Here is a 19,954-nt window from a genome sequence, read left to right as displayed (position 1 = left end):
CAAGCGCGCCCGGAGCTTTCAGGGTCAGCTTCCAGAAGGCATAGTGCAAGCGATTGGCTTACATGGACAGGCACGCGACATGTGGGAGCCACAGATGCGGACAGCCCGACTGCGGACCGTGCACCCCGTCCTCTGGGCCGGCTGGGCCGCGCTCGCCGCGGGTGCGGTGCTGTGCGTGCTGGGCTGGTACGGCGTCTCGGGCGAGCGCTACGCCGAGCGGCAGCTGCCCTACCTCGCCTCCTGCACGGTGCCCGGCGCCGCGCTGATCGTCGCCGGGGCGGTGCTCCTCACCCACGGCCGGGGCGTGCTCGCCGCCGCGCGCGTGGAGGAGCTGTACGGCCTCCTGGTTGCCGCGGAGCCCGCCGAGGCCGAGGAGCCCGGGACGGCGGCCGACGCGCCCCTGGCGGTCAGCGGGGACCTCCTCATGGTGCCCGGCGGCACGCTCTGGCACCGCGCGGACTGCCCGCTGGTCGCCGGGAAGGTGGAGTCCGTCCCGGTGGACGCCAAGCTCCTGGCGAGCGGCGAACTGGGCCCCTGCCCGATCTGCGAGCCCGTCGAAGAGACCGACTGATGTCGTCGCTGACCTACGACCTCACTCTCGCCGGTCTCTCGGTGGGCAGCGCGGCCGCGCTCACCGGAATCGGCCTGATCGTGACATACCGCGCGACCGGGGTGCTGAACTTCGCGCACGGGGCGATCGCGATGGTGTGCGCGTACGTGCTGCGGCAGTGCGTGGTCGAGTGGGGCTGGCCGCTGTGGGCGGGGGCGGCGGTGACGCTTCTGCTCCTGGCACCGGCGCTCGGCGTGGTGCTGGAGCGTTTCGTCTTCCGACCCCTGTCGGTCCTGGGCGGCGATCCGGCACAGACCCTGGTGGCCTCCATCGGGGTCTTCGTGCTGCTGGTGGGCGGGGCCGCGCTGCTGTGGGGCCAGGGTGCCCGGGACGACGCGCCGGAGCTGGTGCCGGCCGACCCCTGGGGACAGCTGGGGGTCGTCCTGGTCCTGGCGGCCGGGGTGGGCGCGGTGGTCCGCTGGACGCGTTTCGGACGGGAGCTGCGGGCCGTCGTGGACGACCGCGGGCTGGCCGTCCTCGGCGGGATCGACGCGGACCGGGTGGCGGCGGCGGGCTGGGCGTTCGGGTCGTTCACGGCCGGCCTGACGGGCGTGCTCCTGGCCCCCTACGTCCGCCTCGACCCGTACGGCCTCCCGCTGCTCGTCATGGAGGTGGTCGCGGTCGCGGTGGCCGCGCGGATGCGGAGCCTGCCGGTGGCGGTCCTGGTCGCGCTGACGATCGGGGTGGCCCAGAGCCAGCTGACGAGACTGCACCCGTCCGGCCGGGCCGAACCGCTGCTCCAGGCGGTAGGCGCGAACCTCTTCGTGGTCGCCCTGCTGATCACGGCCCTGGCCCTGCCCCGCATCGGCACCCGGGACGCGCTCCCCCGCCCGGCCACCGCGCGCGTGCCGACCCCGACGGGTGCCTGGATCGTGGCGGCGGTCCTCTTCCTGCTCCCCCTGGGCTTCGCGGGCTCGGACCTGCACACGTCGGTGCAGGTGCCCGCACTGGGCGTGGTGCTGCTCTCCCTGGTGGTGGTGACGGGCAGGGGCGGTCAGATCTCCCTCGGCCAGGCGGCCTACGCGGGCCTGGGCGCCCTCTTCACCGCTCTCCTCACGGCGGGCCGCTTCCCGGGCCTGCCCCAGCTTCCCGAACTGGCCGCGCTCGCCACGGCCGTGGTCCTGGTGGCCCCCCTGGGCCTCCTGACCGGCTGGCCGGCGATCACCCGTCAGGGCCTGGCGCTGGCGCTGGCGACCTTCGCGATCGGCGTCGGAGTGAGCCGTTTCGTCTTCGCCCAGCCGTACGCCACATCGGGACTGTCCCTGGACCGCCCCGCGGGCTTCGAGGGCGACCGCGCTTACTACGTCCTGGAGTTGGCCCTCCTGACGCTCGCCCTCCTCACCACCCACGCCCTGCGCAGAGGCCGCACGGGCAGAGCCCTGGCCGCCCTGCGCGACCACGAGTCCGGCGCGTCGGCGGCCGGCGTCCAGGTCCCCTCCCTGAAGCTCCTGGCGTTCGTGGCGGGCGCGGCCCTCGCGGCCCTCGGCGGCGGAATGCTCGGCATGGGCCTGCGCGCCTTCGACCCCACGGCCTACGACCCCGTCCGCGGCCTGCTGTGGTTCGCCGCGGTGGTGGTCCTGGGCGCCGACAGCACCTTGGGCGCCCTGACCGCGGCGGCCCTCCTGGTCGGCCTGGACGCGGGGGCGCGGGGAGGGGTGGCGGCGGCTTTGATCGGCGTACTGGCGGTCCTGGTCGGCCGCTTCCCGGGGGGCCCGTACGAGGCGTTGCGGGGGCTGCGGCCACGGCGGAGGGCGAGGCTGACGGCTAAGGGGATTGAGGCACGCAGTCGCCTGCACGCTCTCTTCCCCGCCGCAACGGCGAGCACCCCGACGACGGTTCTCGGCGGTGCCGAACCCATGGCACCCCACAGAACCGATCCCGACGGCCCCGGACTCACCCCGCCCCGCCGCCGAAGGCCCCCCGCACCGCAAGCCGCCGACGACGCTCCACCCCCACCCCTCCTCACCACCCACAACCTTCACGCCCGCTACGACGGTTTCACCGCACTGGACGGAGTCGACCTCACGGTCCCACCCGGCAGAATCACCGCAATCATCGGCCCCAACGGCGCCGGAAAGTCCACCCTCTTCCACTGCCTCGCAGGAACACTCCGCCCCTCCCAAGGCCAAGTCCGCTACGGCACCCGAGACATCACCCACCTCTCCCCCCACACCCGCACCCGCCTCGGCATCGCCCGCACCTTCCAGCAACTGGCCGTCTTCCCCACCCTCACCGTGGCCGAGAACATCCAGGTAGGCGCAGAACAGGGCCACATCAAAGACCCCACCGCAGTGCACCGAGCACTGAAACTCCTGCATCTCACCGGCCCCCTGGCGAACGCCCCCGCCGCCGACCTCCCCACCGGCACCCTCCGCCGGGTCGAACTCGCCAGAGCCCTCGCCGGCACCCCGAGCGTCCTCCTCCTCGACGAACCCGCCGCCGGCCTGGACACCGCGGAGGTGGCCGCCCTGGCCCGCGTCCTCAAGGCCCTCGCAGCGGACGGCACCGCCCTCCTGGTCGTCGAGCACGACCTCGACCTGGTCGCCGACCTCGCGGACGTCGTCCACGTCATGACCGCCGGCCGCATCATCGCCTCCGGCCCCCCGGCCCACGTGTTGGACACCCTCGACGCCCGGGAGACCGCCGTATGACAGCGAAGCCCGCCATGAAAACGGCCATCTCGCTACGCCACGCGCGCGTGCGCTACGGCCCCCTGGAGGCCCTGCACGGCATCACCCTCACCGCCCCGGCCCCCGGCCTCACCGTCCTGCTGGGCCGCAACGGCTCCGGCCGTACGACAACTCTGCGCGCCCTGGCCGGAACAGTGCCGCTCACCCAGGGCAGCGTGGTGTGGGAGGGCACCGACGTGACCCAACTGCCGGCGTACGAACGGGCCCGCCGCGGACTGTGCCTGGTCCCCGAGCGCCAGGCGGTGTTCGGCTCACTCACGGTCCGCGAGAACCTCGAACTCGCCGCGCCCGCCCCCGACCTGGCCCTGGACGCCTACCCGCAGCTGGCCCGCCTGCTCCCCCGCCGCGCCGGCACCCTCTCCGGCGGCGAGCAACGCATGCTCGCGATCTCCCGAGCTCTCCTGGCACGTGCACGCGTGGTCCTCGTCGACGAACCCGCGCAGGGCATGTCCCCCACGGTCGCCGCCCGCACGTACGAACTCCTGAGCGCCCTGGACGCGTGCGTGGTCGTGGCCGAACAGCGGCTGCCACCCGCGCTGCACGGCCGTACGGCGATCGTGTACGAACTGCGCCGCGGCACGGTCGTGTTCAGCGGTGAAGCGGCCGAACTGCGGTCGGCGCGAGCCTGAGAGAGCCCGCTGTGCGCCCAGGGGCCCCGCCCGGTCGGAAGACCGCACGGGGCCCCGTGCCCGCGACAGTGGGGAGCTCTCAGATTTCGAGGCGCTGCCCGGGCACGATCATGTCGGGATCAGCGCCGATGACGGCCTTGTTGGCCGCATAGACCTGCTGCCAGCTGGTCCCGTACCGGGCGGCGATCCTGCTCAGCGTGTCGCCCGGGCGGACGGTGTAGTCGCCTCGGGACGCACTGCGGTTGGTGTGGCTCTCGGTCCGGGCCGGCGACTTCGACGGCTTGGTGGGGGCAGCCGATGAAGAACCAGTCGAGGAAGAGCTCTCCGTCGAGCCGGCGGAGGAGCCGGCGGGCGCGCTGCCGTAGGCCCCCGCACGCGCCGAGCAGGTGGGCCAGGCGCCCCAACCCTGGGCGCGCTGGACCTTGGTGGCGACGGAGATCTGCTGGGACTTGGTGGCCTGGTCGGCGGTGGGCGCGTAGGCCGTACCGCCGTACGCACGCCAGGTGCCGGCGGAGAACTGGAGTCCTCCGTAGTAGCCGTTTCCGGTGTTGATGTGCCAGTTCCCGCCGCTCTCGCACTGGGCGATGCGGTCCCACACTCCGCCGTCCGCCGCCGCGGAGTTGCCGGCCGCGGCCAGCAACCCGAGCGGGGCGAGCAGGGCGGCCCCGGCGAGGGCCGCGGTGGTCCGGGTCTTACGAGCGCTGTCTCGCGTGGTATAGGCACACTCGGACATCTGGTTCCCTCTCTACGGACCCGGGGTCCCCCAAGACGGAACGCGCTCCCGGCACATGGGCCGGGCGGGTCGCGCTCCGCCCCGTCCGCCGGAAGGTGGTGCGGTGAGCTGGCTGGTGCGCCGGCGGACGTTCCCGAGCGGTGCTCGTTGCACACGGCGGAGGAATGTAGAGAGCCTGTGGAGGCGTCAGCAACCAACTCCTCGTCGCACCAGGCCAATTGGCCGTTACCGTGGGTATCGGCAATTTCCGGCCACCCACTACATTCGCCGATTTCCTGATTTGTCGACCAGCCGCCTCGTTGATCTGTGACCCACTTCACGCAACCAACTTCCTTGGATTTCCAACGACTTGACACTGAGTACCCGATTCCGTATCTGAGGTGACCCTGCGCGCTGGATGGTGCGATTCCGTTCGCCGTGGGGCGTGACTCCCGCCACAGATCACCCGTTGTCTTCTTCATGAGCCCGGGACCCACCCGGGCACCGCTTCCCGAGGGAGTCACCCGTGCCGCGCATGCTCGACGTCAGCGACGAGGTTCGCGCCGAGATCGGCGACGAAGAAGCCGACCGGCTGCTCGCCGGAGAGAACGCCCCCGGCAGTTACGACTGCACGTCCTGCCGCACCCAGGGCGACTCCGAACAGGAGCGCACCAGCACCGTCCTGTTCATCGGCGACGAGACCGCCGTCCTGGCCTTCGCCCACGCGTCCTGCCTGCCCTCGCAGGTCGTGCAGGTCACCGAGGAGCAGCTCCAGGGCGCGGTGAAGTCCATCACCGGCGACACCGTCGACCTGGACCCCGACAAGGTCGTACCCGAGCAGGCGGTGCTCGGGGTGACCAGTGGACTCGTCCTGATCGCCGGGGAGTTGCACCCGGCGCTGGTCGTGGAGCCGACCGGCCCGATCGTGCGGCCGGGCGCGACAGGGCTCGGTGACGACTTCCTGCCGCTGCTGATCGAGCAGGGCTTCATGCCGCTGACCGCGATCGAGTCGGCGCCGTCGGTGCTGCACGGCTGGTCGGTACTGCTGGCCGTGGGCCAGCTGCACGCGGTGCTCCAGCCCTCGGCGAACGGCGGCCAGCCGGTGGCCTGGTGGCAGGCGCACCAGCCGCTCCAGGTCACCGAGAGCTGGCGGGCCGCCGCCAACAAGCACCAGCAGGTGCTGATGTTCGCCGCGCCGGTGGGATCCATCGGACGGCAGCCGCGTGAGGACCTGCTGCGGGACGCCCTCGACAAGGCGGCGGCGAACGGCAAGCTGGTCGCGGCGGCCATGCCCCTCGCGGGCACGTGAGGGCACCCCTCAGGGCGCACCCGCATCCCTGAAGTCCCGGTGTCGTTTGGACATACGTGCACGCATACGACGCTCCGCGCCGGCTTCCCGGCGGACCATCGGCCACGCCGATCTACGACGCGCTCTACTCCGAGTACGTCAAGACCTTCCGTTCACTGCCGGGCGACCGCAGCGGCGAGGAGGAGCTGGGCTTCACCGCGTTCGGGAACATCCCCCACGCCTCGGGCTCGTTCAGCAGCTCGTACAGCGCCTACAGCGCGGGGGCGTTCAGCGCCCGCCAGCAGTCGCAGTGGCAGCGGGTGGGACACATCGGGCAGCAGCACAACGGGATGCACCACGTCCCGGCGGCGCTGCCACCCAGTCCGCGCAGAGGCATCTGAGGCGTTCGACGCATGAGGAAGGGCGGTCCCGGCCGGGACCGCCCTTCCTCATGTCTGCGTCACTTCTTCTTGGCGCCGCGCTTCTCGCGCACCCGCACAGAGATGTGGATCGGGGTGCCCTCGAAGCCGAACTCCTCGCGCAGCCGGCGCTCGATGAAGCGCCGGTAGCCCGCCTCGATGAAGCCGGAGGCGAAGAGCACGAACCGCGGCGGCTTGGTGCCGGCCTGGGTGCCGAAGAGGATGCGCGGCTGCTTGCCGCCCCGGATCGGGTGCGGGTGGGCGGCGACCAGCTCACCGAGGAAGGCGTTCAGCCGGCCGGTGGGGACACGCGTCTCCCAGCCCGCCAGAGCCGTCTCGATCGCCGGGACCAGCTTCTCCATGTGCCGCCCGGTGCGCGCCGAGACGTTGACCCGCGGGGCCCACGCCACCTGGCCGAGCTCGGTCTCGATCTCCCGCTCCAGGTAGTAGCGGCGCTCCTCGTCGAGGGTGTCCCACTTGTTGTAGGCGACGACGATCGCGCGGCCCGCCTCGACGGCCATGGTCACGATCCGCTGGTCCTGCACCGAGATGGACTCGGAGCCGTCGATCAGGATGACCGCCACCTCGGCCTTCTCGACGGCGGCGGCCGTGCGCAGCGAGGCGTAGTAGTCCGCGCCCTGCTGGAGGTGGACCCGCTTGCGGATACCGGCCGTGTCGACGAACTTCCAGGTGACACCGCCGAGTTCGATCAGCTCGTCGACCGGGTCACGGGTGGTGCCGGCCATCTCGTTGACGACGACCCGCTCCTCACCGGCCACCTTGTTCAGCAGCGAGGACTTGCCGACGTTCGGGCGGCCGATCAGCGCGATCCGGCGGGGGCCGCCGATGGCGGTGCCGAAGCTCTGCTCGGGCGCCTCGGGCAGCGCCTCCAGGACGGCGTCGAGCATGTCGCCGGTGCCCCGGCCGTGCAGCGCGGAGACAGGGTGCGGCTCACCGAGCCCGAGGGACCAGAGGTACGAGGCGTCGGCCTCGCCGCTCGGCCCGTCGACCTTGTTGGCGCACAGGACCACGGGCTTACCGGCCTTGCGCAGCAGCCGTACGACCGCCTCGTCGGTGTCCGTCGCACCCACCTTGGCGTCCACGACGAACACGACGGCGTCGGCGGCCTCGATCGCGTACTCGGCCTGCGCGGCCACGGAGGCGTCGATACCGAGGACGTCCTGCTCCCAGCCGCCGGTGTCGACGACCTTGAAGCGGCGGCCCGCCCACTCGGCCTCGTAGGTGACGCGGTCGCGGGTGACGCCGGGCTTGTCCTCGACGACGGCCTCGCGGCGCCCGATGATGCGGTTGACGAGGGTCGACTTGCCGACGTTCGGGCGGCCTACGACGGCGAGCACGGGCAGCGGCCCGTGACCGGCCGCCTCGATGGCGCCCTCGACGTCCTCGACGTCGAAGCCCTCTTCCGCGGCGAGCTCCATGAACTCCGCGTACTCGGCATCGCCAAGCGCCCCGTGGTCGTGCTCCTCGCCCGAGCCCTCGGAGTGGATGTGGTCGTTCATGAAGTCCGTACCTCGTCGTTTATCGTGGTGGTCGGTGGACCTGCCGGAGTATGTCCGTTTGATCCACTACTCAGTGTCGCCTAGCGCCCGGTGAGACGCCTGGCGTTTTCCAGGTGACTGCTCAGCTGCTTCTGGATGCGTTCGGTCGCCTCGTCGAGTGCCTTGCGCGTCCGCCGTCCGCTGCCGTCGCCGGCCTCGAAGGGGTCGCCGAAGACGACGTCGACGCGGCTGCGCAGCGGAGGCAGCGCCTTTATCAACCGTCCGGGCCGGTCGGAGCTTCCCAGGACCGCGACCGGGACGATCGGCGCTCCGCTGCGTACGGCGAAGTACGCGAGCCCGGCACGCAGCGCGGCGAAGTCGCCCTCGCCACGGGTGCCTTCCGGGAAGATCCCGAGGACACCACCGGCCGACAGGACGTCCAGGGCCTGGGTGATGGCCGTGCGGTCGGCGCCCGACCGGTCGACCTTGACCTGCCCGATACCGAGCAGGAACGGATCCAGCGGCCCGACGAACGCCTCCTTCTTGATCAGGAAGTGCGTCGGCCGGGGCGCCACGCCCATGACCATCGGGCCGTCGATGTTGTGCGAGTGGTTCACGGCCAGGATCGCGGGCCCGGTCGCGGGCATCCGCCACGCACCCAGTACCCGCGGCTTCCACAGCCCGTACATCAGGCCGACGCCGATCCGCCGCCCGACCTCAGCACCCTTCTCCGAAGGAGCCGTGCCAGAAGAGTCCCTGCTCACTTCCCGGCCCGCTTCTCCTCGACGAGAGTCACGACGCACTCGATGACCTGCGCGAGGGTGAGCTCGGTGGTGTCCACCTCGACCGCGTCGTCCGCCTTGGCGAGCGGCGAGGTCTTCCGGCTGGAGTCGGCCGCGTCCCGCTTGATCAGGGCCTCGCGGGTGGCCTGCACGTCGGTGCTCTTGAGCTCACCGCTGCGGCGGGCGGCGCGGGCCTCCGGCGAGGCGGTGAGGAAGATCTTGAGGTCGGCGTCCGGCAGCACGGTCGTACCGATGTCGCGTCCCTCGACGACTATCCCCTTCTCGGCGGAGGCGGCGAGCGACCGCTGGAGCTCGGTGATCCGGGCCCGTACCTCGGGCACCGCGCTCACCGCGCTGACCTTGGAGGTGACGTCCTGGGTGCGGATCGGTCCGGCCACGTCGGTCCCGTCGACCGTGATCGTCGGGTTCTCCGGGTCGGTCCCGGAGACGATCTCCGCCTTCCCGGCCACGGCGGCGATCGCGGACGGGTCCTCGATGTCGATCCCGTTGGTCACCATCCACCAGGTGATGGCCCGGTACTGGGCCCCGGTGTCCAGGTAGCTCAGCCCCAGCTGCGCGGCGACAGCCTTCGAGGTGCTCGACTTGCCCGTGCCGGAGGGGCCGTCAATGGCGACAATCACGGGCTGGGCGGCGCCGTTTTCCACGGGGGGACACCTTTCGGGTGCGGTCTGGCGAGTGGTGTGGGGGCGCGACTGTGCCCCGCACAAGGTTACTGGCTCCCCGGACCCCGTCTTACAGACGGATGATCCGGCGGATCACTGCCGGATCGCCCAGCCCCGCTCCCGCAGCGACGCCGACAGCACCGGCGCGGCCGACGGCTCGACCATCAGCTGCACCAGACCCGCCTGCTGCCCGGTCGCGTGCTCGATCCGTACGTCCTCGATGTTGACCCCGGCCCGCCCCGCGTCCGCGAAGATCCGGGCCAGCTGTCCGGGCTGGTCGTCGATGAGCACGGCCACGACCTCGTACGCCCGCGGCGCGGACCCGTGCTTGCCGGGCACCCGCACCTGCCCGGCGTTCCCGCGCCGCAGCACGTTCTCGATCCCGGAGGCGCCTTCCCCGCGCTTGGCCTCGTCGGCGGACTGCAGCGCCCGCAGCGCGCGCACCGTCTCCTCCAGGTCCCCGGCGACATCGGTGAGCAGATCGGCCACCGGCCCCGGGTTCGCGGAGAGGATGTCGATCCACATCCCGGGGTCGGACGCGGCGATCCGGGTCACGTCCCGGATCCCCTGACCGCACAGTCGTACGGCGGCCTCCTCGGCGTGCTCCAGACGCGCCGCGACCATGCTGGACACCAGATGGGGCATGTGCGAGACGAGCGCCACCGCGCGGTCGTGGGCGTCGGCGTCCATCACCACCGGCACCGCACGGCAGTGCGAGACCAGTTCCAGGGCGAGGTTCAGGACCTCGGTGTCGGTGTCCCGGGTGGGCGTCAGCACCCAGGGCCGTCCCTCGAAGAGGTCCGCGGAGGCGGCCAGCGGTCCGGACTTCTCACGCCCGGACATCGGATGCGTACCGATGTACGCGGACAGGTCGAGCCCGAGCGCCTCCAGCTCCCGGCGCGGCCCGCCCTTGACGCTGGCCACGTCGATGTAGCCGCGGGCGACCCCCCGCCGCATGGCGTCGCCGAGCACCCCGGCCACATGCGCAGGCGGCGCGGCGACGATCGCGAGGTCGACGGGCCCCTCGGGCGCCTCGTCCGTACCGGCGCCGAGCGCGGCGGCGGTGCGGGCCTGCTCGGGGTCGTGGTCGGCGAGGTGGACGGTGACTCCGCGCGCCGCCAGCGCCAGTGCGGCGGACGTGCCGATGAGCCCGGTTCCGATGACGAGTGCGGTCCTCACTGCGCGATGTCCTTGCGCAGGGCGGCCGCGGCGCCGAGGTAGACGTGCGCGATGTCGGCGCGGGGCCGGTCGGACTCTATGTGCGCGAGAACCCGGACCACGCGGGGCATCGCGCCCTCGATGTCGAGCTCCTGCGCGCAGATCAGCGGGACGTCCACGATGCCGAGCTTGCGGGCGGCGGCGGCCGGGAAGTCGCTGTGCAGATCGGGCGTGGCCGTGAACCAGATGCTGATCAGGTCGTCGGCGGTCAGGTCGTTCCGCTCCATGATGGCGGTGAGCAGCGCCCCGACCTGCTCGTCCATGTGTCCGGCCTCGTCCTGTTCGAGTTGGACGGCGCCCCGGACCGCTCGTACCGCCACGACGTTGCTCCTTGCTGATGTACCAACCGGCTCTCTGCACAACCAGCCTAGTCAGCCCGCACGGCGGGGGCGCACGGCGCCCGCCCGCTGAGATGGCTTCCCAGACCGCGCCAATGTCACCCGAACGTCACAGTCCCGCTACTTGGGGTGAAAACACGCCTGTGCGCCTCTGGACTCGGGGCCGGGAGTCCGCTCTGATGGCAGGAAACTCGCCTCGGGGGAGGCCCCTCAGATGAAGCGTTCCGGACCTTTGCTCACGCTGCTCGCGGGATTGCTGGTCGGCCTGTTCATGCTCTCGCTCAACGCCACGACGGGTGAGAAGCCGACGTCGGCGGCCGTGAAGCCGTCGCCGAGCACCAAGGCGTCTCCGAGCGCCGCGCCGCCGAGGACGACCCCGCCGCCCAGCCCCTCGCCGTCGGCGACCCCCGTGCCCGAGGGCGTCTACGCGGGCCGTACCGACGACGACTCCTCCGCTGTCGCGATCACCGTGCGCGACGACAAGGCGATCGCGTACGTCTGCGACGGCAAGAACGTCGAGTCGTGGCTGCAGGGCGCCGTGCAGGACGACGGCAGCCTGAAGCTCACCGGCAAGGGCGGCGCGAGCCTGGAGGGCACGGTGAAGGGCACCAAGGCGATCCGCGGCACGGCCAACGTCGGCAGCGGGAGCTACGCCTTCACCGTCGACAAGGCGAAGAAGCCGTCCGGCCTGTACCGGGCGAACAGCACGGTGGCCGGCGCGAAGATCGAGGGCGGCTGGATCGTCCTGCCGGAAGGCGAGCAGGTCGGCATCCTCAAGCGCGACGGCAAGCCCTCCCCGGCACCCGAGATCGACCCGGAGACCGGTGCGGTGACGGTCGACGGACAGCAGCTCACGGCCCGTCCGGTAACCCCCTGACCTCCGCCCGAGGGAGCCGATCATGACCGTCGACCCGAACGCGGCCACCCAGAGCTGGCCCTCGCCCGAACCCGAGCGCCGCCCCGGCGCGGCCCGCTATCTGATCCCGGCCCTGGTCGCCGCCGCGGTGGCGGTCGCCCTCGGCGCCTACGGCAAGGTCCACGACCCGACAGGCACCGCCTTCAACCTCGCCGGCTTCAGCAGCACGGGCGCGGTGAAGTCGTGGCTCGCGACGACCGCGTTCCTCTTCGCACTGGTGCAGCTCGTCTCGGCGCTGATGGTGTACGGCAAACTGCCGGGCCCGAGCTGGTCGTCCACCCTGCACCGCTGGTCCGGCCGTGTGGCGTTCCTCGTCGCGGTGCCGGTCGCGGTGCACTGTCTGTACGCGCTCGGCTACCAGTCATACGAATCACGCGTTCTGTGGCACTCCCTCTTCGGTTGCTTCTTCTTCGGTGTCTTCAGTGCCAAGATGCTGCTGCTCCGCTCGGAGCGACTTCCCGGCTGGCTGCTGCCGATCGTCGGCGGGCTCGTCTTCACCGCGCTCACGATTCTCTGGCTGACGTCCGCCCTCTGGTTCTTCCGCACCTTCGGAGTGACGACATGACGCAGAGCCCCACCCGTCGCACGGTCCTTCTCGCGACGGGCGCCGCCACGCTGACCGTCGGCTGCGGCGAGTACGGCAACGAGAACAGCGACTCCGGCTCCAGTTCGGTGGAGGCGTCCGCCGGCACCGAACTGGCGAAGACGAGCGAGATCCCCGTGGGCGGCGGGAAGATCTTCAAGGACGAGAAGGTCGTCGTCACCCAGCCGAAGGAGGGCGAGTTCAAGGCCTTCTCCGACATCTGCACCCACCAAGGCTGCCAGGTGACCAGTGTCTCCGACGGCACCATCAACTGCCCCTGCCACGGCAGCAAGTTCAACATCGCGGACGGCTCGGTGGCGAACCCGCCGGCCAACAAGCCGCTGCCCGAGAAGCAGATCACCGTCAGCGGCGACTCGATCCAGCTCGCCTAGGGACTGATCCGCCGGAGGTCCTACGCGTCCCAGAGCGCCCCGAGCGTCACCAGCTCACTGCCGTACTCGATGCGGTCGGCCCACTCCCGCGGCCAGGCGTCGGCTCCCAGGTGGGCGCCCGCGAAGGCGCCCGTCAGACAGGCGATCGAGTCGGAGTCCCCGGAGGTGCAGGCGGCCCGTCGCAGGGCCGTCAGCGGCTCGTCCGGGAACTGCAGGAAGCACAACAGCCCCGTGGCCAGGGCTTCTTCGGCCACCCATCCGGCCCCGGTGGCCCGGCACGGGTCCTCCTCGGGCGAGACGGTCCGCACGGCGGCGTCCAGCAGGTGCAGGACCGTCAGGCAGTCGTCCCAGCCGCGCGCGATGAACCGCCCGGGCGTCGGGTCCTGGCTGCGGGTCCACAGATCGCCCAGCCAGCGCTCGTGGTACCGGCCCCGGTTCGCCAGGGCGTACGACCGCAGCATGCCGACCAGGTCGTCCGGCGCGACTCCCTGTGAGAGCAGTCGTACGGCCTGCGCGGTGAGGTCGGAGGCGGCGAGCGCCGTGGGATGCCCATGGGTGAGCGCGGCCTGCAGCTGGGCGGCACCGGCGCGCTGCTCGACGCTCAGTCCTGGGACGAGCCCGACGGGAGCGACGCGCATGTTGGCGCCGCAGCCCTTGGAGTTGATCTGGCTGGCGTCCTGCCACAGCAGATCAGTGCGTTCCAGCAGGTCGCATGCCCTGAGGCAGGTGTTGCCGGGAGCGCGGTTGTTCTCCGGGGAGCGGTTCCACGCGATGAACTCGCGGCGGACCGGCTCGGCCATCTCGGGCCCGAGCACACCTCGGTCCATCGCCGACCTCAGCCCCCTCCCCAACGCCAGTGTCATCTGCGTGTCGTCGGTGACGAAGGCGGGCGTCGGCAGCTCCATCTCCCGCCATGGCCCGCACTTGGCGAGGATCGACGGCACGTCATGGAACTCGGTCGGGAAGCCGAGGGCGTCTCCGAGGGCGAGGCCGACGAGTGTTCCGGTGGCGGCGCGTTTGGTGAGGATGGTGGTCATGCGGGGCGTCCTTCCGGGGACGGTCGTAGGAGAGGGGGATGCAGGGTCTTGGCAGGTCCCGCGCGATACAGCGCGGCCGGCTTGCCGCGGCCGCCGGTCAGACGCGCGACGCCCGGGATGACTTCGACGAAGCCAGGCGTGGCGAGCACCTTGCGGCGGAAGTTGGGCCGGTCGAGGGCGGTGCCCCAGACGGTCTCGTACACCTGCTGGAGCTCGCCGAGAGTGAACTCGGCCGGGCAGAACGCGGTCGCGAGGCAGGTGTACTCCAGCTTGGCGCCGACGCGTTCGTGGGCGTCGGCCAGGATCCGGTCGTGGTCGAAGGCGAGCGGTCCCGTGCTGCCGTACGGCACCCAGCGGGCCTCGGCCGCGTCGCTGCCGCCGTGCGGCTCGGGCGGGTCGGGCAGGAGTGCGGCGAAGGCGACGGAGACGACCCGCATCCTGGGGTCGCGGTCGGGCTCGCTGTAGGTCCGCAGCTGTTCCAGATGCAGCCCGGAGACGTCCGAGAGGCCGGTCTCCTCGGCGAGTTCACGCCGGGCCGCGGTCTCCGCGGACTCGTCCGGGTGCACGAACCCGCCGGGCAGCGCCCAGCGTCCCGCGTAGGGCTCCTGTCCCCGCTCGACGAGCAGCACGTGCAGTGCGCCCTCGGCGACGGTGAGGACGGCGAGGTCGACGGTGACGGCGAAGGGTTCGTAGGCGTACTTGTCGTAGTCCACGCGCGCCCACCCCCTTTATGGTCAGCATGACTAATAGTCACTACGACTATAAAGGGGGCGAGGGGGTTCGACAAGCCCCTAGAGGCGCCGCCCGAGGAATCCGAGTAGCTGTGTCTCGGCACGCGCGCGAGACGGTACGGCGACGGGTTGCGCGAACCGCCCGCCCCGGTCCTCCTCCCCTACCACGCACTGCGCGACGGACAGCAGTTCGGCCGCGAGCCCCTCCGGAATGGGCCGCGGCCGCTCGCAGGCCCGGGCCACGTCCCAGCCGTGCACGGTGATCTCGACGGCGCCGACGGCGGCCATCACCCGCACGTCCAGCGGCCGTTCGCCCACCAGTACGTCCTCCGGCGGCCCGGCGGCCCAGGCCCCGAGCACGGCACACGCGCGGGTACGGAAGCCGCAGACCCGGTCGGCGTGCGGCAACAGGCCGATCCGCCCACCGGTCAGCCCTTCGTACAGCGCGTCCAGGGAGTCGTCGAGATGCCCGAGCAACTCCCCCAGATTCCACTCCGAGCACGGCGTGCCCCGACCGAGAGCCACCGACTCCGCCCCCGCCACGCTGCCCAGTGCGTACGCGAGCGAACGCTCCAGCAGTTCCCCCGCGCTCATGACAGCACCTCCGCCAGATCGCAGGAACGGCCCCTCACGAGCCCCAGGAAGGTCTCCTGGACCCCCGGAAGCACGACCGTCCGCGAAGGCCGCACACGGCCCTCCAGCGCGGCCGGACCCACCTCGTCCCGCGTCCCTGCCCTCGCGTCCATCGCCACTCCCTCCACCACGGATGTCACGAATACAGACCGCCAGGAGGGCGAAAACGCATCGGCCGGTCCCGGAGTTGCCCGGAACCGGCCGCACACGCGTGTGGGTCGTGCCTACAGATCGACTTCCTTCATCAGCATCCCGACCTCGGTGTTGGACAGCCGTCGCAGCCAGCCCGACTTCTGGTCGCCCAGGGTGATGGGACCGAAGGCCACCCGCACCAGCTTGTCGACCGGGAACCCGGCCTCGGCGAGCATGCGGCGCACGATGTGCTTGCGCCCCTCGTGCAAGGTCACCTCGACCAGGTAGTTCTTGCCGGTCTGCTCGACGACCCGGAAGTGGTCCGCGCGCGCGTACCCGTCCTCGAGCTGGATACCGTCCTTGAGCTGCTTGCCCAGGTCACGCGGGATCGGGCCCACGATGTGCGCGAGGTAGACCTTCTTCACGCCGTACTTGGGGTGGGTCAGCCGGTGGGCCAGCTCGCCGTGGTTGGTGAGCAGGATGACACCCTCGGTCTCGGTGTCCAGCCGCCCCACGTGGAAGAGCCGCGTCTCACGGTTGGTGACGTAGTCCCCGAGGCACTGCCGGCCCTCGTTGTCCTCCATCGTGGAGACGACACCGGCGGGCTTGTTCAGCGAGAAGAACTGGTACGACTGCGTCGCCACGGTCAGTCCGTCGACCTTGACCTCGTCCTTCTCCGGGTCGACCCGCTTGCCCTGCTCCAGCACGATCTCGCCGTTGACCTCGACCCGCGCCTGCTCGATGAGCTCCTCGCAGGCCCGCCGCGAGCCGTAACCCGCGCGCGCGAGGATCTTCTGGAGCCGCTCGCCCTCCTGCTCGGCGCCCGGGAAGGTCTTGGGCGGCTTCACGTCCTTCTTGCCCGCGTACCGCTCCCGGTTCCGCTCCTCGGCCCGCGCGTCGTACTCACGCGAACTCGCCGGAGCCGTACGGCCGCGCCCGGTGCCCTGGCCCTGCTTCGGCCCGCCCTTGGCGCCGCCGCGCGCGGAGGCACCACGCCCGGACTTCGGTCCTTCGTGGGTGCCGCCGGGGCCCACGTCGTAGCGGCGCTCCTCGGGGCGGGGCTTCTTCGGCCGGCCGCCCTGCTTGTCGTCGCGGTCGTTGCCGGCGCCGCGGTAGTTACCGCGCCCACCTGCGCTTCCGCCGCGCCCACCGCTGCTCCCGCCGCGGCCGCCGCTGTTGCCACCACGGCTCCCGCCGTTGTTTCCGCTGCTGTTCCTGCCGCTGCTGCTTCGCATCAAATTTCCGTCTAGTTGTGGTCTGCGTCCTCGGAATCCGGAGCGTCCGGATCGAACGACGGTACGGCTTCCTGGGTCTCGGCCTCGATCGCCTCCGCCTCCGGGAGGAAGGGCGCGAGCTCCGGGAGCTCGTCCAGACCGCGCAGGCCCATCCGCTCCAGGAAGTAGTTCGTCGTCACGTACAGGATCGCACCTGTTTCGGGTTCCGTGCCCGCCTCCGCGACCAGCCCCCGCTGGAGGAGGGTGCGCATCACACCGTCACAGTTCACTCCGCGCACCGCGGAGACCCTGCTGCGGCTCACCGGCTGGCGGTACGCGACCACCGCCAGCGTCTCGAGCGCCGCCTGGGTGAGCCGGGCCTGCTGCCCGTCCAGGACGAAGCGCTCCACGGCCGGGGCGTACGCCGCCCGGGAGTAGAAACGCCAGCCGTTCGCGACGTGCCGCAGCTCGAACCCGCGCCCCTGGGCGGCGTACTCGCCCGCCAGTTCCCGCAGCGCCCTGGTGACCTGTCGCTTGGGCCGCTCCAGGATCTTCGACAGGTGCTCCTCGGTCGCGGGCTCGTCCACGACCATGAGGACGGCCTCCAGGGCCGGCTTGAGGTCGAGGTCGGCGACGGACAGCAGCCCCGCCGGGTCCTCCGTGGTCTCCTCGCTCACGCCTTCTCCTCCTTGGGCGGCTCGGGCGGTCGGTCGAACTCGTCGGTCACCACCGGCTCGGTCTCCCCCGCACCGCCGGTCCACCGCACGATCAGCTCCCCGAGCGCGGTCTCCTGGTCCAGCGCGACGGCCTTCTCCCGGTACAGCTCAAGGAGCGCGAGAAACCTCGCGACGACCGTCAGGGTGCCGTCGGCGTCCTCCACCAGCAGGCGGAAGCTGGCCTCACCGAGCTCCCTGAGCCGCGCGACCACGATCCCCGCCTGCTCCTGGACGCTCACCAGCGGCGCGTGGATGTGGTCGACATACACCTGCGGCTTGGGCTTGGGCTGCATCGCCTTCACGGCGAGCTTCGCGAACCCCTCCGCCCCGATACTGATGACGACCTCGGGCAACAACTCGGCGTGGTGCGGTTCGAGTCCGACGGTACGGGGGTACCGCCGGGCCTCCTCGTCGAGGCGCCGGTTGAAGATGTCGGCGATCTGTTTGTACGCGCGGTACTGAAGCAGCCGCGCGAAGAGCAGGTCCCGCGCTTCGAGGAGCGCGAGGTCGGCCTCGTCCTCCACCTCGGCGGCGGGCAGCAGCCGGGCGGCCTTGAGGTCGAGCAGAGTGGCGGCGACGACAAGGAACTCGGTCGTCTCGTCCAGGTCCCAGTCCGGCCCCATGGCCCGGATGTACGCCATGAACTCGTCGGTGACCTTGGAGAGCGCCACCTCGGTCACGTCCAGCTTGTGCTTCGAGATCAGCTGGAGGAGCAGATCGAAGGGCCCCTCGAAGTTGGCGAGCCGCACCTTGAAGACACCGTCGGAGGCGTCTTCCTGGGGTTCGGCAGCCGGGGGCTCCTCTTCAACCTCGCCGCCGTTGTGGGCAGGCGTTCCGCTGGGCGGAACGGGTGGGTACAACGGCCCACCGGCCTGAGGCCCGGACTCGACCTCAGCCACCGACTCGGCTCCCGGCCCCCGGCCGAGCACACGCCGACGACCGACAGAGCCGCCGGCACCGAGGGGAACATCGTTCGAGGTCATAACCCCCGCAGGCTACCGCTTACCGCCCACGCAGCCGGCGTACGAGAATGCTCGCGTCCCCACGGGACTCCAGATCCGCCAGCACCACGGCGACCGCCTCACGCACGATCCGCCCCCGGTCCACCGCGAGCCCGTGCTCTCCCCGGAGCACCAGACGCGCGTGCTCCAGATCCATCAGCTCCTCGGCCGACACGTACACGGTGATCTTCTCGTCGTGCCGCTCCCGCCCACTGGGCCGCCGCGAGGGCGACCGCCCCCGCTTGCCCCGGGGCTGCCCGGCATCGGAGGCAGAACCTTCCTGCGCCCCTCGACCACGCGCGGAGCGCTCCGCGGCCCGGCTGCGGGACTCGCCCTCCTCGGAGCCGTCGGCGTCGGCCGCCACATGCTCGGCGCCGTCGCCGTCCCCGCCCTGCGCGGGCACGGACTGCGGCGCGTCCTCCGACGCCGCGACCCCGTCGGACTCCCCCGCGGGAGCCGGTACCCGGGCCTCGCCGTTGGCCCCCCGCCGGGGAGTGGACGCCTGGAGCGCCATCCCCCCTGTCGTACGGAACAGTTCGTCGGCCCCCGGCAGACTCACTCGGCGTGACACCGGGCGAGCACCTCCCTGGCGAGCTGGCGATAGGCGGCGGCGCCGACGGAGTTGGAGGCGTATGTGGTGATCGGCTCACCGGCGACCGTGGTCTCCGGGAAGCGGACCGTGCGGCCGATGACCGTGTGGTAGACGTGGTCGTCGAACGCCTCGACCACACGGGCCAGCACCTCGCGGCTGTGGACCGTGCGCGAGTCGTACATCGTGGCGAGGATCCCGTCGAGCTCCAGCTCCGGGTTGAGCCGTTCCTGGACCTTCTCGATGGTCTCCGTCAGCAGTGCGACACCACGCAGCGCGAAGAACTCGCACTCCAGAGGCACTATCACCTTGTGCGCGGCCGTCAGGGCGTTGACCGTGAGGAGGCCGAGCGAGGGCTGACAGTCGATCACGATGTAGTCGTAGTCGGCCATGAGCGGCTTCAGGGCCCGCTGCAATGTCGACTCGCGGGCGACCTCGGAGACCAGCTGGACCTCCGCCGCCGACAAGTCGATATTGCTCGGCAGCAGGTCCATGTTGGGGACCGCGGTCTTCAGCAGGACCTCGTCGGCCGCCATGCCCCGCTCCATGAGCAGGTTGTAGACCGTGAGGTCGAGCTCCATCGGGTTGACACCGAGACCCACCGACAGCGCGCCCTGCGGGTCGAAGTCCACGAGCAGCACGCGCCGGCCGTACTCCGCGAGCGCGGCACCCAGGTTGATGGTCGACGTGGTCTTGCCGACGCCGCCCTTCTGGTTGCACATCGCGATGATCTTCGCGGGGCCGTGGTCGGTCAGCGGGCCCGGGATCGGGAAGTACGGCAGCGGGCGTCCGGTCGGACCCACGCGCTCACGGCGCTGGCGGGCCGCGTCGGGCGCGAGCGTGGCCGCGTACTCCGGATCGGGCTCGTACTCGGCGTCGGGGTCGTAGAAGTGCCCCTCGGGCAGTTCGTCGTAGTCGGCGAAGTGGTTGTGGGGCGCGCCACTTCCGTCGCCGGCCATGGCGTTCACGTGATGGCCATCCATGCTCTGGTGTGCTGTCCGCACGGTGCGCGGACTCTGATGGGCTGCGAAGGTGCGCACCGCTACGGAGCCGACAGCCTCGAACCCCGCGGGGCCCATGGCCTCGGCGGGCATTCCTGGTTGACCACCCCCGGGAAGAAATGTCGACTCATTCACAAGTCG

23 protein-coding genes are annotated in these 19,954 nt (G+C 71.3%); 8 read left to right on the top strand and 15 right to left on the bottom strand.

Annotated features, from left to right (window positions below):
• The first annotated feature begins 94 nt into the window (after positions 1-94).
• The 3 genes from AB0D34_RS09880 to AB0D34_RS09870 are packed head-to-tail and all read left to right on the top strand — an operon-like array spanning position 95 to position 3,929.
• Positions 95-571, top strand: a complete 477-nt coding sequence (locus AB0D34_RS09880; RefSeq protein ID WP_362659188.1) for a hypothetical protein — start codon at positions 95-97, stop codon at positions 569-571.
• Complete coding sequence (locus tag AB0D34_RS09875) at positions 571-3,261, top strand: ATP-binding cassette domain-containing protein (protein ID WP_362659185.1); 2,691 nt, start codon at positions 571-573, stop codon at positions 3,259-3,261. Before AB0D34_RS09880 ends, AB0D34_RS09875 begins: the two co-directional genes overlap by 1 nt.
• Positions 3,258-3,929, top strand: coding sequence for an ATP-binding cassette domain-containing protein (locus AB0D34_RS09870; RefSeq protein WP_362659182.1), 672 nt, complete (start codon positions 3,258-3,260; stop codon positions 3,927-3,929). The genes AB0D34_RS09875 and AB0D34_RS09870 overlap by 4 nt, the downstream gene beginning before the upstream one ends.
• Positions 3,930-4,008: 79 nt before the next feature.
• Here the strand turns inward: AB0D34_RS09870 and AB0D34_RS09865 are convergent, their stop codons facing one another.
• Complete coding sequence (locus AB0D34_RS09865; protein WP_362659179.1) at positions 4,009-4,662, bottom strand: transglycosylase family protein; 654 nt, start codon at positions 4,660-4,662, stop codon at positions 4,009-4,011.
• A gap of 505 nt (positions 4,663-5,167) precedes the next feature.
• Between AB0D34_RS09865 and AB0D34_RS09860 the strand changes: the two genes are divergently transcribed.
• Both AB0D34_RS09860 and AB0D34_RS09855 read left to right on the top strand, forming a co-directional pair.
• Positions 5,168-5,950, top strand: a complete 783-nt coding sequence (locus AB0D34_RS09860) for a hypothetical protein (protein WP_362659176.1) — start codon at positions 5,168-5,170, stop codon at positions 5,948-5,950.
• Positions 5,951-6,006: 56 nt separating this feature from the next.
• A complete protein-coding gene (locus tag AB0D34_RS09855; RefSeq protein WP_362659173.1) occupies positions 6,007-6,330 on the top strand; it encodes a hypothetical protein in 324 nt (107 codons plus the stop codon).
• Between the two features lie 59 nt (positions 6,331-6,389).
• On the opposite strand, the gene der is transcribed toward AB0D34_RS09855, so the two are convergent.
• The 5 genes from der to aroH form a co-directional block, all read right to left on the bottom strand.
• Entirely contained in the window at positions 6,390-7,868 is a 1,479-nt protein-coding gene (der, locus tag AB0D34_RS09850; RefSeq protein WP_362659170.1) for a ribosome biogenesis GTPase Der, read from the bottom strand.
• Positions 7,869-7,948: 80 nt separating this feature from the next.
• Entirely contained in the window at positions 7,949-8,611 is a 663-nt protein-coding gene (locus AB0D34_RS09845) for a lysophospholipid acyltransferase family protein (RefSeq protein ID WP_362659168.1), read from the bottom strand.
• Positions 8,608-9,294, bottom strand: a complete 687-nt coding sequence (gene cmk, locus AB0D34_RS09840) for a (d)CMP kinase (RefSeq protein ID WP_362659165.1) — start codon at positions 9,292-9,294, stop codon at positions 8,608-8,610. The genes AB0D34_RS09845 and cmk overlap by 4 nt, the downstream gene beginning before the upstream one ends.
• Positions 9,295-9,405: 111 nt before the next feature.
• Positions 9,406-10,491 (bottom strand): prephenate dehydrogenase, encoded by a 1,086-nt coding sequence (locus AB0D34_RS09835; protein ID WP_362659162.1) that lies wholly within the window; start codon positions 10,489-10,491, stop codon positions 9,406-9,408.
• Positions 10,488-10,850 carry a chorismate mutase gene (aroH, locus tag AB0D34_RS09830; protein WP_362659159.1) on the bottom strand — a complete coding sequence of 121 codons (363 nt, stop codon included), beginning with the start codon at positions 10,848-10,850 and terminating at the stop codon, positions 10,488-10,490. The genes AB0D34_RS09835 and aroH overlap by 4 nt, the downstream gene beginning before the upstream one ends.
• Positions 10,851-11,082: 232 nt before the next feature.
• Between aroH and AB0D34_RS09825 the strand changes: the two genes are divergently transcribed.
• From AB0D34_RS09825 to AB0D34_RS09815, 3 genes are read left to right on the top strand one after another with little or no spacing between them, the layout of a single operon-like run.
• A complete protein-coding gene (locus tag AB0D34_RS09825; RefSeq protein ID WP_362659156.1) occupies positions 11,083-11,745 on the top strand; it encodes a hypothetical protein in 663 nt (220 codons plus the stop codon).
• A gap of 22 nt (positions 11,746-11,767) precedes the next feature.
• Positions 11,768-12,349 carry a DUF6529 family protein gene (locus tag AB0D34_RS09820; RefSeq protein ID WP_362659153.1) on the top strand — a complete coding sequence of 194 codons (582 nt, stop codon included), beginning with the start codon at positions 11,768-11,770 and terminating at the stop codon, positions 12,347-12,349.
• Complete coding sequence (locus AB0D34_RS09815) at positions 12,346-12,759, top strand: Rieske (2Fe-2S) protein (protein ID WP_362659150.1); 414 nt, start codon at positions 12,346-12,348, stop codon at positions 12,757-12,759. Before AB0D34_RS09820 ends, AB0D34_RS09815 begins: the two co-directional genes overlap by 4 nt.
• A 20-nt stretch (positions 12,760-12,779) precedes the next feature.
• On the opposite strand, the gene AB0D34_RS09810 is transcribed toward AB0D34_RS09815, so the two are convergent.
• The 9 genes from AB0D34_RS09810 to AB0D34_RS09770 form a co-directional block, all read right to left on the bottom strand.
• Positions 12,780-13,796, bottom strand: a complete 1,017-nt coding sequence (locus AB0D34_RS09810; protein WP_362659147.1) for an ADP-ribosylglycohydrolase family protein — start codon at positions 13,794-13,796, stop codon at positions 12,780-12,782.
• Positions 13,793-14,509: an NUDIX domain-containing protein gene (locus AB0D34_RS09805; RefSeq protein WP_362659144.1), complete on the bottom strand. Its 717-nt coding sequence runs from the start codon at positions 14,507-14,509 to the stop codon at positions 13,793-13,795. The genes AB0D34_RS09810 and AB0D34_RS09805 overlap by 4 nt, the downstream gene beginning before the upstream one ends.
• 78 nt (positions 14,510-14,587) lie before the next feature.
• Entirely contained in the window at positions 14,588-15,121 is a 534-nt protein-coding gene (locus AB0D34_RS09800) for a maleylpyruvate isomerase family mycothiol-dependent enzyme (protein WP_362659141.1), read from the bottom strand.
• Complete coding sequence (locus AB0D34_RS09795) at positions 15,118-15,273, bottom strand: hypothetical protein (protein ID WP_362659138.1); 156 nt, start codon at positions 15,271-15,273, stop codon at positions 15,118-15,120. Before AB0D34_RS09795 ends, AB0D34_RS09800 begins: the two co-directional genes overlap by 4 nt.
• A 111-nt stretch (positions 15,274-15,384) precedes the next feature.
• Positions 15,385-16,527, bottom strand: a complete 1,143-nt coding sequence (locus tag AB0D34_RS09790; RefSeq protein ID WP_362659136.1) for a pseudouridine synthase — start codon at positions 16,525-16,527, stop codon at positions 15,385-15,387.
• Between the two features lie 11 nt (positions 16,528-16,538).
• A complete protein-coding gene (gene scpB / locus AB0D34_RS09785) occupies positions 16,539-17,183 on the bottom strand; it encodes an SMC-Scp complex subunit ScpB (RefSeq protein WP_362659133.1) in 645 nt (214 codons plus the stop codon).
• Positions 17,180-18,205 carry a segregation/condensation protein A gene (locus AB0D34_RS09780; protein WP_362659130.1) on the bottom strand — a complete coding sequence of 342 codons (1,026 nt, stop codon included), beginning with the start codon at positions 18,203-18,205 and terminating at the stop codon, positions 17,180-17,182. The genes scpB and AB0D34_RS09780 overlap by 4 nt, the downstream gene beginning before the upstream one ends.
• Before the next feature lie 19 nt (positions 18,206-18,224).
• Positions 18,225-18,794, bottom strand: a complete 570-nt coding sequence (locus AB0D34_RS09775) for a hypothetical protein (RefSeq protein ID WP_362659127.1) — start codon at positions 18,792-18,794, stop codon at positions 18,225-18,227.
• Complete coding sequence (locus tag AB0D34_RS09770; RefSeq protein WP_362659124.1) at positions 18,779-19,906, bottom strand: ParA family protein; 1,128 nt, start codon at positions 19,904-19,906, stop codon at positions 18,779-18,781. Before AB0D34_RS09770 ends, AB0D34_RS09775 begins: the two co-directional genes overlap by 16 nt.
• Between the last annotated feature and the right edge of the window lie 48 nt (positions 19,907-19,954).

It is taken from the genome of Streptomyces sp. NPDC048420 (genome assembly GCF_040651535.1).
Taxonomy (GTDB): domain Bacteria; phylum Actinomycetota; class Actinomycetes; order Streptomycetales; family Streptomycetaceae; genus Streptomyces.
The sequence above is the reverse complement of the archived record's forward strand: the minus strand, read 5'-3'. Positions and strand labels throughout refer to the sequence as shown.

Excerpts from the sequence above, each read along its gene's own strand:
- AB0D34_RS09880 (WP_362659188.1), top strand. The coding sequence starts at position 95 with ATGCGGACAGCCCGACTGCGGACCGTGCACCCCGTCCTCTGGGCCGGC.
- AB0D34_RS09875 (WP_362659185.1), top strand. The coding sequence starts at position 571 with ATGTCGTCGCTGACCTACGACCTCACTCTCGCCGGTCTCTCGGTGGGC.
- AB0D34_RS09780 (WP_362659130.1), bottom strand. The coding sequence starts at position 18,205 with ATGACCTCGAACGATGTTCCCCTCGGTGCCGGCGGCTCTGTCGGTCGT.
- AB0D34_RS09865 (WP_362659179.1), bottom strand. The coding sequence starts at position 4,662 with ATGTCCGAGTGTGCCTATACCACGCGAGACAGCGCTCGTAAGACCCGG.
- AB0D34_RS09770 (WP_362659124.1), bottom strand. The coding sequence starts at position 19,906 with ATGCCCGCCGAGGCCATGGGCCCCGCGGGGTTCGAGGCTGTCGGCTCC.
- AB0D34_RS09820 (WP_362659153.1), top strand. The coding sequence starts at position 11,768 with ATGACCGTCGACCCGAACGCGGCCACCCAGAGCTGGCCCTCGCCCGAA.
- AB0D34_RS09810 (WP_362659147.1), bottom strand. The coding sequence starts at position 13,796 with ATGACCACCATCCTCACCAAACGCGCCGCCACCGGAACACTCGTCGGC.
- AB0D34_RS09815 (WP_362659150.1), top strand. The coding sequence starts at position 12,346 with ATGACGCAGAGCCCCACCCGTCGCACGGTCCTTCTCGCGACGGGCGCC.
- AB0D34_RS09800 (WP_362659141.1), bottom strand. The coding sequence starts at position 15,121 with ATGAGCGCGGGGGAACTGCTGGAGCGTTCGCTCGCGTACGCACTGGGC.
- AB0D34_RS09825 (WP_362659156.1), top strand. The coding sequence starts at position 11,083 with ATGAAGCGTTCCGGACCTTTGCTCACGCTGCTCGCGGGATTGCTGGTC.
- AB0D34_RS09790 (WP_362659136.1), bottom strand. The coding sequence starts at position 16,527 with ATGCGAAGCAGCAGCGGCAGGAACAGCAGCGGAAACAACGGCGGGAGC.
- AB0D34_RS09870 (WP_362659182.1), top strand. The coding sequence starts at position 3,258 with ATGACAGCGAAGCCCGCCATGAAAACGGCCATCTCGCTACGCCACGCG.
- der (WP_362659170.1), bottom strand. The coding sequence starts at position 7,868 with ATGAACGACCACATCCACTCCGAGGGCTCGGGCGAGGAGCACGACCAC.
- AB0D34_RS09795 (WP_362659138.1), bottom strand. The coding sequence starts at position 15,273 with ATGGACGCGAGGGCAGGGACGCGGGACGAGGTGGGTCCGGCCGCGCTG.